Consider the following 13268-nt stretch of genomic DNA (forward strand, 5'->3'; position numbering starts at 1 on the left):
ATGACCGCGATGATCGAACTCACCAACGCCGAGAAGACCTTCATCATGCATCTGCAGGGCGGCGTCGAGCTGCCCGTGGTGCGCGGCGTCTCGTTCCACGTCGCATCAAGCGAATGCGTGGTGCTGTCCGGCCCGTCGGGCGCCGGCAAATCCTCGATCCTGAAGATGATCTTCGGCAATTACCGCTGCGACAGCGGCCGGATCGGCATTCGTCACCACGGCAAGGTGATCGACCTCGCCACCGCCGAGCCCCGCCAGGTGCTGAGCATCCGCCGCTCGACGATCGGCTATGTCAGCCAGTTCCTGCGTGCGGTGCCGCGGGTGGCGACGATCGACGTCGTCGCCGAGCCGCTGATCGTCAACGGCGTGGCGCGCGAGGAGGCCCGCGAGCGTGCCGGCCGCCTGCTGCGCCGGCTGAATATCCCGGAGCGCCTCTGGACCTTGCCGCCCTCGACCTTCTCCGGCGGCGAGCAGCAGCGCGTCAATATCGCGCGCGGCTTCATCTCGGAGCTGCCGATCCTGCTGCTCGACGAACCGACCGCTTCGCTCGATGCGGCGAATCGCGCAGTGGTGGTCGAGCTGATCGCGGAGAAAAAGACCAGGGGCGTCGCGATGGTCGCGATTGTCCATGACGACGAAATCCGTCATCTGATTGCCGATCGCATCGTCGACGTGACCTCGTTCGCCGCTGCTGCCTGAAGGACCGTTTGAAATGACCGCCAAGCAAGACACCATCATCGGCAACGCCCGGCTGGTCCTCGCCGACCGCGTGATCGAGCAGGGCTGGGTCGCGATAGCGGACGGCAGGATCGCCGAATACGGCGAGGGCAGGGCGCCCGAGGTAGCCGAGGACGCCGGCGGCGATCTCCTGATGCCCGGGCTGATCGAGCTGCACACTGACCATCTCGAGATGCACTACGTGCCGCGGCCAAAAGTGTTCTGGAACCCGATCGCGGCCGTGATCTCCTATGACGGGCAGCTCGCGACCTCGGGCATCACCACGGTGCTGGATTCGCTACGGGTGTGGCGCGAGGACGGCGCCGAGGATGTCGACGGCCGCGCCGGCGTATTGGCGGCGGCGATCTCGGCCGCACGCGAGGAGAATCTGCTGCGCGCCGATCACTTCCTGCATCTGCGCTGCGAAGTGCCGATGCCGGATGTCGTTGCCGAGGCCAAGGAGCTGATCGACCGGCCTGACGTGCGACTGATGTCGCTGATGGACCACACCCCGGGCCAGCGCCAGTTCCGCGACGAGGTGAAGCTGCGTGACTATTACCGCGGCAAGGGCGGCGGCATGACCGACGCCCAGCTCGACGTGCTGTTCGCGCGGCGCTTCGCCTATCAGAAGGAATATGCCGTCACCAACACCCGCGCGATCGTCGCGCTGGCGCACGAATACAAGATCCCCCTGGCGAGCCATGACGACACCACCGACGAGAACGTGGTCGACGCCGTCAACGACAAGGTCGCGGTCGCGGAATTCCCGACCACGATGGAAGCCGCGCGGGGGCTGCACGCGGCCGGCATCGACATCCTGATGGGTGCGCCGAACGTGGTGCGCGGCGGCTCGCACTCCGGCAATATCGCCGCCGTCGATCTCGCCAATGAGGGCATGCTCGATATCCTGTCGTCGGACTACATCCCGTCCAGCCTGCTGATGGCGGCGCTGCAGCTGCCGCTTCATGTGCCGGCGATCGATCTCGCCTCCGCCGTCCGCACCGTGACCAAGACGCCGGCCGAGGCGGTTGGGCTCGCCGATCGCGGCGAGATCGCGGTCGGCAGGCGGGCCGATCTGATCCGCGTGCATGTCGCGCGCGACCTGCCGGTGGTGCGCAGCGTCTGGCGCGAAGGAGCCAGGGTCGCATGAGCGAACTCCCTGCCGTCGCCGCGCAGCACGCCACCACGATTGGTCCCGGCCGGTTGATCCTGGTGGTCGGCCCGAGCGGCGCCGGCAAGGACACGCTGCTGGGGTTGGCGAAGGCGGCCTGTGCGGATGATCGCGACATTGTCTTCGCGCGCCGGCTGATCACCCGCCAGGCGTCAGTGTCGGAAGACAATGAGGAGGTCAGCGCGGACACCTTCCAGCGCGCGGCCGCGGCCGGCGACTATGCTATGCACTGGGAGGCGCACGGCCATCGCTACGCGCTGTCGCGGACGATCGACGATGCTATCAGGGCCGGGCGCACCGTGATCGCGAACGTCTCGCGCACGGTGGTCGCAGCCGCCCGCCGCAACTATGCCAATGCCATCGTGGTGTCGGTCACGGCGCCGCCGGACGTGCTGGCTGCGCGACTGGCGGCGCGCGGGCGTGCCAGCGACGGCGGGCTCGCGCAGCGGCTGGGGCGCACCGTCGACGAGAGCGCAGCGCCGCCTGATCTCACCATCATCAACTCCGGCACCGCCGAATATCACGCGCGACAGCTTGTCCGCATCATCAAGGGTGAACGCTGGGATGGCTAGAGCGTTTTCGAGCGAAGTGGACGCCGGTTCGCGTGAAGAAAACGCGTCGAACAAGAAGCTCTAACGAAAGAGGAGGACAGCACGAATGTCGGTGATCTCTACGATCGAGCAGCTTGAGGCGATCTACGGTTTCCCAAATGACGCGTCGACCGTGAAGGTCGCCGATCACGTGACGCCGCTCTATCGTGTGCTCATCGAGAAATCGCCGTTCGTGTCGCTCGCGACCTCTGGCCCCGAGGGGCTCGACTGCTCGCCGCGCGGCGACCTGCCGGGCTTCGTGCGCATCCATGATGCGAAGACGCTGATGATGCCGGATCGCCGCGGCAACAATCGCTGCGATTCGCTGCGCAACATCGTTCGCGATCCCCGCGTCGGGCTGTTGTTCCTGATCCCGGGCTCGGGCAGCACGCTGCGTGTCAACGGCCGCGGCCATGTCTCGGCCGAGCCGGAGCTGCTCGCCTCGTTCAAGATGGAGGGCAAGGCGCCGCGCACGGTGATCGTGATGAATGTGGACGAGATCTATTTCCAGTGCGCCCGCGCGATCGTGCGCTCCGACCTCTGGAATCCGGACAAGCAGGTCGATCCGAAGGCGTTGCCGACGCCAGGCCAGATCCTCGCCGAAATGAGCGAGCACACGGTCGGTGGTGAAAAATACGATCGCGAGTGGCCGGAGCGCGCGCGGCAGACGATGTGGTGACGTGCGCCCGGACGGTCGGGGTTGAACCTAGGATATAGCCCGGTCTTCCCAGTCCTCCCAAGTCACGTCGGCATTGATCTCGAGGTAGTGCGAAACGGCGACGCCGATGGTCGGGAAGAAGTTGTTCTCGCCAAGCTGCGCCAACAAGCCGAATTTCTTCAGCTTGTCCTTGACGGGATCCTTGAGCTCGGCAAAGCACAGCTCTATCCCTTGTGCGTGCAATGCATCGTCCAGCTCGGCGAGAATGTCGCCGGCGGTCACGTCCACGCTGGTGACCGGCTCGGCCGCAACGACCAGCCAGCGCACCGGCGTCGGAGATTTCGCCACGGCATCCAGCACACGTTCCCTGAAGAACTCGGCATTCGCAAAGAACAACGGCGCATCCCACCGGAACAACACCAGCCCGGGGATTTGGCGCGCGTCCGGATATCGCGTGATGTCGTGATAGCCCTTCACGCCGGAGGCGCGGCCCAGCACGGCGGAATGCGGCCGCCATCCGTCCCACAGGAACTCGATGATGGCGATCACGATGGCGAGGCCTATTCCCGGAATCACTCCCAGCACGGCCACGCCAACAAAGCAGACCACCGATAGCCAGAACTCCCACCGCTGGATGGCGTAGATTCGCCTGAGATCGCTGAACTCAAATAGGCCGAGCGCGGCGGCGATGACGACGGCGGCCAATGCGGCGTTGGGCAAGTGCTGAAGCAGGTTCGGCGCCATCAGCAGCAGAAGAGCGATGGCAAGCGCGCCGATGACGCTGGTAAGTTGGGTGCGCGCTCCGGCGGCTTCCGCAACGGGCGTGCGCGATCCGCTGCTGCTGATCGGAAAGCCCTGAAAGAAGCCGGCCGCCAGATTGGCCGCGCCGAGCCCCACCATCTCCTGGTTGGGATCAACGCGATCGCCCAATCGTCCCGCATAGGCCCGCGAAAGCACGCTGGTGTCGGCGAATGACACCAGCGCGACGGCGCAACCGCCGATCAGCACCTGCACGATATCGCCATAGCCGATCCAGGGAATCGCGAATCCCGGCAGGCCCTGGGGAAGCGAACCCAAAACTGTCACGTTAAAGCGCGCTCCAAGATCGAGCACGCCGGTGACGACCGTCGCCGCAACGACGGCAATCAGAATGCTGGGAAGCCGCTTGTTCCGCTGGAGCAGCAGGATCACCGCCAATGTGGCAAGGCCGATCCCGAGCGCGATCCAATTCGTCTTTCCGTCAAGAACCGCTCCGACGACCGCCCAGAGGCTGCGCAGAGGTCCATCGCTTTCGATGGAGAAGCCGAACAGCTTTGGCAGCTGGCTGATCAGCACGGTCAGGGCAATTCCATTCATGTAGCCGTAGCGGATCGGCTTGGAGAGAAGCTCTGTCAGGAATCCCAACCGCGCGATGCCCGCCACGATGCATATCGTTCCGGAGACGATAGCCATCATCGCGGCGAGGGCCACCGCGCGCATGGGATCGCCGCCCGACAGCGGAACGACAACGCCGAGGATGATGGCTGCAAGCGCCGAGTCCGGTCCCAGGACGAGGATGCGGCTCGGCCCGAACAACGCGTAGACGAGCAGCGGGATGATCGTCGCGTAAAGTCCGTAGATACCCGGCAAGCCGGACGCTTCCGCATAGGCGATGCCGACCGGGACCAGCATGGTCGCGAGCACAAGCCCCGCGACGATGTCGTGTGGAAACCACGCCGCTTGGTATCGACGGAGCGTGTTGAGACCTGGCAGCCAGCTGGTCCAGTGATGCATTGCCGGTCACTCCCAACTGCGTTGGGGCTCGCGTGCGCATGACTTGAACCGCTCTAGCCCTTCGCCTGTTCATCGAACGCCTTCAGCGACACCGCCGCAATCTCGCGCAGCGCGTTGCGGTCGGCGCCGGAGGAGGCCATCACGCACATGCCTGATGTGACCGCGGAGAGATAGCGGGCAAGCATGGCCGGATCGGCGCTTTCGTTCAGGTCGCGTTCGGCCTTGGCGCGGACAAAGCGTTCGCGCAACTGGTCTTCGGTGTGGGTGCGGCGCGCCGCCAGTTCGAATGGAACATTTTCCGAGCCGGTGCCGCAGGCAAGGCCGCCCTGGACCAGCAGACAGCCGGGCGGGTTGGCGGGATCGGTCTGGGCGTCCGCGTGCTCCATCAGAAATCGTTCGGCCACCTCGCGGGCGGTGGCGGCGCCCAAAACCGTTTCCATCCAGGCGTCACGGCGCTCGGTGTAGCGGTCGAGGGCGGCCTTCAGCAGGCCTTCCTTGCTGCCGAAGGCGGCATAGAGGCTCGGCGGATTGATGTTCATCGCCTCGGTGAGCTGCGCAATCGTCGCACCCTCGTAACCATGGCGCCAGAACACGTCCATCGCCTGGTCCAAAGCGGCATCCGCGTCGAAAGCGCGGGGGCGTCCCATACCCATTTTCGTTACTCCGTAAGCCGGGTGCCGTTTCTGTGACGGATTGTCCCTGGCTTATCCTCTTGTTGCACGTGATGTTTTTCCGCGGCTTCTCATTTCCCCACGAATGCGCTAAGAAAATCATAGTGCTCGATACATAAGTATCTTGCGAACCGGCGTCCAGCTCCACATCTGTAGTGAACACTACAGATATCTGGAGCGCGTGAATGCCCTCGTCAACCCAAAATCCTCGTTCCGGCCGCCTCCGACGCGTCGTCGGCGGTATTGTGATCCTCGGCGCCCTCGGCGTCGCCGGTTCGATCGCGACCGGCCACTATTTTCATGCCGCCCAGGCGACCGCCACAGCAGCCGCCCCCGAACCGGCGGTGCCGGTGACCGTGGCCGTGATCCAGCCACGCCCGACCACCCTGTTCGATGACTTCTCGGGCCGGCTCGAGGCGGTCGACCGCGTCCAACTCCGGCCGCGGGTCGCGGGCGCGATCCTGGCGACCAACTTCACCGAAGGCGCGCTGGTGAAGTCCGGCGACATCCTGTTCAAGATCGACCCCGCGCCCTACGCCGCCGAGGTCGACCGCGCCCAGGCGCAGCTCGAGGCCGCCAGGGCCCGCGCCGTCTTCACCGCGAGCGAGGTCGAGCGCGGCGCACAGCTGGTCGGCAACAACATCGTCACCAAGCGCGACTTCGACCAGCGCGACAACACCAATCGCGAGGCGATCGCCAACGTCAAGGCGGCTGAAGCCGCGCTGCAGACCGCAAAACTCAATCTCGATTACACCGAGGTCCGCGCACCGGTCGACGGCCGGGTCGGCAGGATCGAGATCACAGTCGGCAATCTCGTCGCCGCGGGCACCTCGTCGCCGGTGCTGACCTCGCTGGTCTCGGTCAACCCGATCTATGCGAGCTTCGATGCGGATGAGGAGGTCGTGCTGCGCGCGCTGAACTCGATCGCAGACGCCTCCGGCAAGCGCGGCAATCTCGATCAGATCCCGGTCGACATGGTGACGTCAGGCGGCCTCAGCGCCAAGGGCCACATCCAGCTGATCGACAACCAGGTCAACGGGCAGAGCGGCACCATCCGCGTCCGCGCCGTGTTCAGGAACGATGACGGCCGGCTGATCCCCGGACAGTTCGCCCGCGTGCGCATGGGCCAGCCGAAAGAGCAGACGATGGTGCTGATCGACGAGCGCGCCGTCGGCACCGACCAGGACAAGAAGTTCGTCATGCTGGTCGGCGACGACAGCCGCGCGGTCTATCGCCCGGTCACGCTCGGCGGTGCGGTCGACGGCCTGCGGATCGTGACCGCCGGCCTGAAATCCGGCGACCGCATCGTCGTCAACGGCCTGCAGCGCGTGCGTCCCGGCGCACTTCTGAAGATGGAAGTCGCCGAGATGGGCGCGCGCGGTATGCAGCAGGCATCCACTGAAACCAACCAGCACGTCGTGCGGCGCTAGGCGCTGCGCGCGGGGGCGGAGCCATGAATCTCTCAAAATTCTTCATCGACCGGCCGATCTTTGCCGGCGTGCTATCGATCCTGATCTTCCTGGCCGGTCTGATCTCGCTGCTGGCGATGCCGATCTCGGAATATCCCGACGTGGTGCCGCCGTCGGTCGTGGTGCGCGCGACGTATCCGGGTGCCAATCCGAAGGTGATCGCCGAGACGGTGGCAACGCCGATCGAGGAACAGATCAACGGCGTCGAGGGCATGCTCTATATGTCGAGCCAGGCGACCACCGACGGCGCGATGACGCTGACGGTGACGTTCCGGCTCGGCACCGACCCCGACAAGGCGACCCAGCTGGTGCAGAACCGCGTGCAGCAGGCCGAACCGCGCCTGCCGGCCGTGGTGCGCCAGCTCGGCATCATCACCAAGAAGAGCTCGCCCGACCTTACCATGGTCGTGCATTTGCTGTCGCCGAACAACCGCTACGACATGACGTATCTGCGCAACTACGCAGTGCTCAACGTCAAGGACCGATTGGCGCGGATCGACGGCGTCGGCGACGTCCAGCTCTATGGCGCCGGCGACTATTCGATGCGGGTCTGGGTCGATCCGCAGAAGGCCGCCGAGCACGCGCTGACCGCAAGCGACGTCGTCCGCGCGATCCAGGCGCAGAACGTCGAGGCCGCCGCCGGCGTGGTCGGCTCCTCGCCGAGCGTCAAGGGCCTCGATCTCCAGCTGTCCGTCAACGCCGAGGGACGGCTGTCGACCGAGGAGCAGTTCGGCGACATCGTGGTGAAGACCGGCGCGAATGGTGAGGTGGTGCGGCTGCGCGACGTTGCCCGGATCGAGCTCGGCGCCTCCGAATACGGCCTGCGCTCGCTGCTCGACAACAAGCAGGCGGTCGCGATCCCGATCTTCCAGGCGCCAGGTTCGAACGCGCTGGAGATCTCCGACCATGTCCGCGCCACCATGGCCGAGATCAAGAAGAACATGCCGGAAGGCGTGTCGTACCAGATCGTCTACGATCCCACCCAGTTCGTGCGCTCGTCGATCGAGGCCGTCATCCACACACTGCTCGAGGCGATCGCGCTCGTCGTGCTGGTCGTGATCCTGTTTCTGCAGACCTGGCGCGCCTCGATCATTCCGCTGATCGCGGTTCCGGTGTCGATCGTCGGCACCTTCGCGGTGATGCATGTGTTCGGCTTCTCGATCAACGCGCTGAGCCTGTTCGGCCTGGTGCTCGCGATCGGTATCGTGGTCGACGACGCCATCGTCGTGGTCGAGAATGTCGAGCGCAACATCGGATCCGGCCTGTCGCCGCGCGACGCCACCAACCAGGCGATGCGCGAAGTGTCGGGCCCGATCATCGCGATCGCGCTGGTGCTGATCGCGGTGTTCGTGCCGCTCGCTTTCATCTCCGGGCTGACCGGGCAGTTCTACAAGCAGTTCGCGCTGACGATCGCGATCTCGACCGTGATCTCCGCGATCAATTCGCTGACGCTGTCGCCGGCGCTGTCGGCACTGCTGCTGAAGGGGCATCACGAGCCGAAGGACTGGCTGACCCGGGTCATGGAGAAGTCGCTGGGCTGGTTCTTCCGCGGCTTCAACAAGGTCTTCACCAAGTCTTCCGAGAATTACGGCCGCACCGTCACCAAGGTGATCTACGGCAAGGCCGTGGTGATCGGCCTCTATGTGCTCCTGATCGGTGTCACCGGCGTGCTGTTCAAGCAGGTCCCGAGTGGCTTCGTGCCGGGTCAGGACAAGCAATATCTGGTTGGCTTTGCCCGGCTGCCCGATGGCGCGACGCTCGACCGCACCGAGGAAGTGATCCGCAAGATGAGCGACATCGCGCTGACCCAGCCGGGCGTCGAAAGCTCAGTGGCGTTCCCGGGCCTGTCGATCTCCGGCTTCACCAACTCCTCCAACGCCGGCATCGTGTTCTCGACCTTGAAGCCGTTCGACGAGCGCAAGGATCCCTCGCTCAGCGGTCCGGCGATCGCGGCGGCGCTAAACAAGAAGTATGCCGGCATCCAGGATGCCTTCATCGCGATGTTCCCGCCGCCGCCGGTCAACGGCCTCGGCACCATCGGCGGCTTCAAGCTGCAGATCGAGGACCGCGCGGGCCTCGGCTATGAGGCGCTGAACGACGCGACCAAGGCGTTCATGACGGCGATGCAAAAGGCGCCGGAAATCGCTGGCGTGTTCTCGAGCTTCCAGGTCAACGTGCCGCAGCTGTTCGCCGACATCGACCGTACCAAGGCGTTGCAGCTCGGCGTGCCGGTGACGGAAGTCTTCAACACGCTGCAGATCTATCTCGGCTCCTACTACGTCAACGACTTCAACAAATTCGGCCGCACCTATTCGGTCTATGTGCAGGCGGATGCGCCGTTCCGCGCGCGTGCCGACGACATCAGGCAGCTGAAGGTCCGCTCGTCGTCCGGCGACATGGTGCCGCTGTCGGCGCTGTTGAAGGTCCGCCAGAGCGCGGGGCCGGAGCGTGCGATCCGCTACAACGGCTTCCTGTCATCGGACATCAACGCCGCCGCGGCGCCCGGCTATTCCTCCGGCCAGGCGCAGGAGGCGGCAACGCGGATCGCCGCCGAAACGCTGCCGCCGGGCTTTGCCTTCGAATGGACTGACCTGACTTATCAGGAGTTCATCGCCGGCAATTCCGGGCTCTGGGTGTTCCCGCTGGCGATCCTGCTGGTGTTCCTGGTGCTCGCCGCGCTCTATGAGAGCCTGGCGCTGCCGCTCTCGATCATCATGATCGTGCCGATGGGCCTGTTGGCCGCGATGTTCGGGGTCTGGCTGTCGAAGGGCGACAACAACGTCTTCACCCAGATCGGCCTGATCGTGCTGGTCGGATTGTCGGCCAAGAACGCCATCCTGATCGTCGAATTCGCGCGCGAGCTCGAATTCGCCGGACGTTCGCCGATCCGTGCTGCGATCGAGGCGAGCCGGCTGCGGCTGCGGCCGATCCTGATGACGTCGATGGCGTTCATCATGGGCGTGCTGCCGCTGGTGCTGTCGACCGGCGCGGGCTCGGAGATGCGGCGCGCGATGGGTGTCGCGGTGTTCTCCGGCATGATCGGCGTCACGATCTTCGGCCTGTTCCTGACGCCGGTGTTCTATGTGCTGCTACGGAGCCTTACCGGCATGAAGCCGCTGACGCAGCACGGCGAGGCGACCATTCCCGGAAAAGCACACGCGGCATGATGCCGCGTGTGTAAGCTTCTTGTCAGTTTCGAGGGGATCAGGCCGCGATATCGAGCAGCAATTGTGACGAACCGCGGACCAGCACCTTGCGGCCCGCGGGGGTCAAGGCAAACGCGTCTCCGCGCACCGCGACATAACCGAGCGCGATCAGGCTTTCGACGGCAAACCGGTTCAGCCTTGAAGGGTTTGCTGCGGGAGCCCGCAACGCTTTCAACGCATCCCACTGATCGGGTCTGAGTTCGAATTCTTCGCTCATGGTCTTGGCACTCCAGAAATCTTGGGGTGCGAGATACAGAGCGCAGATGAATTTCGTGCGACCACAGCGAGTCAGGATTTCGATTTATGTGGACGCGCCGTCACATCGCCGTGTCATTGGAATACTTCAAGTTTTTCGAATCATTGCGGCACATTGACGCGTGATTTCGTCACAGTGATTAACCGCACGTCGTCACACAGGTTAATCAACCGGATTAACCGGGTTAATCATCTCGATTATCCGGATTAGCCGCGCCGCACACTTGCGCCGCCATCGACCGGCAACGTCACACCGGTGATGAAATTGGCTTCATCCGATGCGAGAAACAGCGCGGCATTGGCGACATCCCAGCCGGTTCCCATCTTGTGACGCAGCGGCACCTTGCTGTCGCGTTCCGCCTCGACCTCGGCGCGGCTCTTCTTGAATTCGCGTGCGCGCGTGTCCACCGCCATCGGCGTGTTCATCAGTCCGGGCAGGATCACGTTGGCGCGAATGCCATATTGCGCGTTCTGGTAGGCGAGCTGCTCGGTGAAGGCGATCATCGCCGATTTCGTCGCCTTGTAGGCCACGTAAGGATAGGTCGTGATTGCGGCCATCGACGAGATGTTGATGATCGAGCCGCGCTGCTGCTTGCGCATGATCGGGATCACATGCTTGGCGGCGAGGATGCAGCTCTTCAGGTTGATCGCCACGCAGCGGTCGAACGCCTCCTCGGTGATGTCGAGCAATTCGGCATCGCCGCCGGAAAGGCTGACGCCGACATTGTTGTGCAGGATATCGATGCTGCCCCAGCGGTCATGCGCATCCGCCACCATCGCCTTGATGTCGGCATTCTTGGTGACGTCGGCCTTGAAGGCGACAGCGGTACCGCCTTTGGCCGTGATCATGTCGACGGTCTCCTGGGCCGACGCCAGATTGTGATCGACGCACAGCACCTTGGCGCCCTCACGCGCGAAGGTCAGCGCGGTGGCGCGGCCGTTGCCGATGCCCTCGCCGGGGCTCTGGCCGGCGCCGACGACGATGGCGACGCGATCTTGCAGGCGCATCTCACTTCACTCCCGGGATCGGGTACTGTTGCAGTACCTCTTTGTACGTGGGTTCGTTGTCGATCTGCATGGTGGCGAGCACGCGCACCACGGCGCAATAGAACGCAATCGTCAGCACCAGGTCGGTCATGTGCTCGTCGGACAGCTCTCGCTTGATCTCGGCGAAGGTCGCATCCGACATCGCGAGCTCGCGCACCATCTCGCGGGCGCCCCTGAGGATCGCTTTCGCCAGCGGCTCGAGTGTCGACGGCTTGCCACAGGTCTCCGCGATCAGGCCCTTTATGTCCTCATCGGTGACGCCGAACTCCTTGCCGATCTTCACATGGTGGGTGAACTCGTATTCCGACTTCTCGAGCCAGCCGACCTGCAGGATCGCGAGCTCGCGCAACCGCGGATCGAGCTTGCTGTTGAAGCGGATATAGCCGCCGACGCCGTTGAAGGCGCGCGCCATATCCGGCGAGTTGACCAGGAGCTTGTGCAGATTGGTATTGCGCTTGAGCATGTCGCGATATTCGGGTGCGACCTGATCGGCTTCGAGATAGGGCAGGCGGGCCATTGTTGTTGTCCTTGGTTTGGCGGCTTGCGGAAGGGGCGGCTGTTGCTTCAGCCGTAGAGTGCTTTGTGCTCGCTTTCGTAGTTGGCGTAGGAATCCTTCATGCTGGCGCCGTTGAGCAGCATGGTCGCAACCTCTGCATTGTCGGCATCGAGCACGGTCGAGCGCACCCACATGCTCTCGGTGCGCTTGCTGCCCGAGAGCGCGACGACCTCACGCTCGACCCAATAAGTCTCGCCCGGGAATAGCGGCCCGCGCACCAGCCGAATCTCCTGGTCGGCGAACAGCCCGACCGCCGGACCACGGACCGGCAGGCGATCTTCGCGCGCGCGGTACTGGAACAGCACGCTCAGCATCTCCATCGGGATGATGGCGCGGCCCCAGGGATTATGCTCCAGCGAATAATAGTCTGAAGGTTCGGTGATCACCTTGAGCTTGTCGGCCAGCGAAAACGGATAGAGATCGCCCATGTTCTGGTCGAAATCCATCTTGATCGCCTGGCGCGGCGTCTTCATGCCGACCTTGATGTCGGCAAGGATCACGGGATCGGTCAGCGGCTTCAATTCGCCGAGCCTGTGGGAGAGCGCTGTCTCCGTGCCGTCGCCGTCGATCGAGGCGGTGCCGCGCAAAATCTCGGTGCCGTCGCGCTTGACCATCCCGACCGTGCAAACGGTCTGGCCCGGCTTCGGCTTCTCGATCTGGGCCTGCACCTCTTCTCCTTCGAACACCGGATTGCGGTAATGCGCCGACAGGCATCCGGTCATGAACCAGGCCCGGCCCCAGATCCGCTCGCACAGCGGTGTGAACTGGCTGAAATGGGTCGGTCCCTCGATCGTGCCACCGCGGAAGCCGAGCTTCTGCGCGGTTGCATCGTCGTGGATCGAGGCGTGCGAGTCGTAGGTCTGGGTCTGCAGCATCTGCTTCGGGCTGCGCCACGGACCCACCAGCAGATTGCCGTTCTCCACGATTTCCGTCGTGAACGCGGATTCGACTGTAATCATCCTTGGTCTCCCTTTGCGCGCACCGTTTCAAAGAAGCCGGGGTTCGGCAAGACCTCGCATCTGCAACATCGAGTTATGTGCTGCGGCCATGGAACGGGGCTGTTCATGCATAACAAAACCGGTGCATGCTGATGCATGATCATTCGGAAGATAATGAGACCGGTTCGGACCGGCGCGACTAACCGGCGGGGAGCCT

12 protein-coding genes are annotated in these 13268 nt (G+C 64.2%); 6 read left to right on the top strand and 6 right to left on the bottom strand.

The window, feature by feature from the left end; all coding sequences use genetic code 11:
- The 4 genes from phnL to G6P99_RS12605 all read left to right on the top strand — a co-directional run bounded on the left by phnL (position 1) and on the right by G6P99_RS12605 (position 3157).
- The gene (gene phnL, locus G6P99_RS12590; RefSeq protein WP_029081427.1) at positions 1–699 is read left to right on the top strand and encodes a phosphonate C-P lyase system protein PhnL; all 699 of its coding nucleotides are present in this window, start codon (positions 1–3) and stop codon (positions 697–699) included.
- Positions 700–712: 13 nt separating this feature from the next.
- Positions 713–1867, top strand: coding sequence for an alpha-D-ribose 1-methylphosphonate 5-triphosphate diphosphatase (locus tag G6P99_RS12595; protein ID WP_029081426.1), 1155 nt, complete (start codon positions 713–715; stop codon positions 1865–1867).
- A complete protein-coding gene (gene phnN, locus G6P99_RS12600; RefSeq protein ID WP_029081425.1) occupies positions 1864–2460 on the top strand; it encodes a phosphonate metabolism protein/1,5-bisphosphokinase (PRPP-forming) PhnN in 597 nt (198 codons plus the stop codon). Before G6P99_RS12595 ends, phnN begins: the two co-directional genes overlap by 4 nt.
- Positions 2461–2545: 85 nt before the next feature.
- The gene (locus G6P99_RS12605; protein ID WP_029081424.1) at positions 2546–3157 is read left to right on the top strand and encodes a pyridoxamine 5'-phosphate oxidase family protein; all 612 of its coding nucleotides are present in this window, start codon (positions 2546–2548) and stop codon (positions 3155–3157) included.
- Between the two features lie 27 nt (positions 3158–3184).
- On the opposite strand, the gene G6P99_RS12610 is transcribed toward G6P99_RS12605, so the two are convergent.
- Both G6P99_RS12610 and G6P99_RS12615 read right to left on the bottom strand, forming a co-directional pair.
- On the bottom strand, positions 3185–4909 hold the full coding sequence (locus G6P99_RS12610; protein ID WP_029081423.1) for a SulP family inorganic anion transporter: 1725 nt from the start codon (positions 4907–4909) through the stop codon (positions 3185–3187).
- 53 nt (positions 4910–4962) lie between these two features.
- Entirely contained in the window at positions 4963–5562 is a 600-nt protein-coding gene (locus tag G6P99_RS12615; protein ID WP_029081422.1) for a TetR/AcrR family transcriptional regulator, read from the bottom strand.
- A 203-nt stretch (positions 5563–5765) separates the two neighbouring features.
- Here G6P99_RS12615 and G6P99_RS12620 point away from each other — a divergent pair, with 203 nt between their 5' ends.
- Both G6P99_RS12620 and G6P99_RS12625 read left to right on the top strand, forming a co-directional pair.
- Positions 5766–7010 carry an efflux RND transporter periplasmic adaptor subunit gene (locus G6P99_RS12620; protein WP_029081421.1) on the top strand — a complete coding sequence of 415 codons (1245 nt, stop codon included), beginning with the start codon at positions 5766–5768 and terminating at the stop codon, positions 7008–7010.
- Between the two features lie 23 nt (positions 7011–7033).
- Positions 7034–10216 carry an efflux RND transporter permease subunit gene (locus G6P99_RS12625; RefSeq protein ID WP_029081420.1) on the top strand — a complete coding sequence of 1061 codons (3183 nt, stop codon included), beginning with the start codon at positions 7034–7036 and terminating at the stop codon, positions 10214–10216.
- 37 nt (positions 10217–10253) lie between these two features.
- On the opposite strand, the gene G6P99_RS12630 is transcribed toward G6P99_RS12625, so the two are convergent.
- The 4 genes from G6P99_RS12630 to G6P99_RS12645 all read right to left on the bottom strand — a co-directional run bounded on the left by G6P99_RS12630 (position 10254) and on the right by G6P99_RS12645 (position 13072).
- Positions 10254–10472: a hypothetical protein gene (locus tag G6P99_RS12630; RefSeq protein WP_029081419.1), complete on the bottom strand. Its 219-nt coding sequence runs from the start codon at positions 10470–10472 to the stop codon at positions 10254–10256.
- A gap of 245 nt (positions 10473–10717) precedes the next feature.
- Positions 10718–11518, bottom strand: a complete 801-nt coding sequence (locus G6P99_RS12635) for an SDR family NAD(P)-dependent oxidoreductase (RefSeq protein ID WP_029081418.1) — start codon at positions 11516–11518, stop codon at positions 10718–10720.
- A gap of 1 nt (position 11519) precedes the next feature.
- Entirely contained in the window at positions 11520–12074 is a 555-nt protein-coding gene (locus tag G6P99_RS12640) for a carboxymuconolactone decarboxylase family protein (RefSeq protein ID WP_029081417.1), read from the bottom strand.
- A 47-nt stretch (positions 12075–12121) separates the two neighbouring features.
- On the bottom strand, positions 12122–13072 hold the full coding sequence (locus tag G6P99_RS12645; protein ID WP_029081416.1) for a hypothetical protein: 951 nt from the start codon (positions 13070–13072) through the stop codon (positions 12122–12124).
- Positions 13073–13268 lie beyond the last annotated feature (196 nt).

Source organism: Bradyrhizobium sp. 6(2017) (assembly GCF_011058295.2).
Taxonomy (GTDB): domain Bacteria; phylum Pseudomonadota; class Alphaproteobacteria; order Rhizobiales; family Xanthobacteraceae; genus Bradyrhizobium; species Bradyrhizobium septentrionale.

Bases quoted from the DNA above. Each gene is read 5' to 3' on its own strand.
- phnL (WP_029081427.1), top strand. From the start codon at position 1: ATGACCGCGATGATCGAACTCACCAACGCCGAGAAGACCTTCATCATG.
- G6P99_RS12595 (WP_029081426.1), top strand. From the start codon at position 713: ATGACCGCCAAGCAAGACACCATCATCGGCAACGCCCGGCTGGTCCTC.
- phnN (WP_029081425.1), top strand. From the start codon at position 1,864: ATGAGCGAACTCCCTGCCGTCGCCGCGCAGCACGCCACCACGATTGGT.
- G6P99_RS12605 (WP_029081424.1), top strand. From the start codon at position 2,546: ATGTCGGTGATCTCTACGATCGAGCAGCTTGAGGCGATCTACGGTTTC.
- G6P99_RS12610 (WP_029081423.1), bottom strand. From the start codon at position 4,909: ATGCATCACTGGACCAGCTGGCTGCCAGGTCTCAACACGCTCCGTCGA.
- G6P99_RS12615 (WP_029081422.1), bottom strand. From the start codon at position 5,562: ATGGGTATGGGACGCCCCCGCGCTTTCGACGCGGATGCCGCTTTGGAC.
- G6P99_RS12620 (WP_029081421.1), top strand. From the start codon at position 5,766: ATGCCCTCGTCAACCCAAAATCCTCGTTCCGGCCGCCTCCGACGCGTC.
- G6P99_RS12625 (WP_029081420.1), top strand. From the start codon at position 7,034: ATGAATCTCTCAAAATTCTTCATCGACCGGCCGATCTTTGCCGGCGTG.
- G6P99_RS12630 (WP_029081419.1), bottom strand. From the start codon at position 10,472: ATGAGCGAAGAATTCGAACTCAGACCCGATCAGTGGGATGCGTTGAAA.
- G6P99_RS12635 (WP_029081418.1), bottom strand. From the start codon at position 11,518: ATGCGCCTGCAAGATCGCGTCGCCATCGTCGTCGGCGCCGGCCAGAGC.
- G6P99_RS12640 (WP_029081417.1), bottom strand. From the start codon at position 12,074: ATGGCCCGCCTGCCCTATCTCGAAGCCGATCAGGTCGCACCCGAATAT.
- G6P99_RS12645 (WP_029081416.1), bottom strand. From the start codon at position 13,072: ATGATTACAGTCGAATCCGCGTTCACGACGGAAATCGTGGAGAACGGC.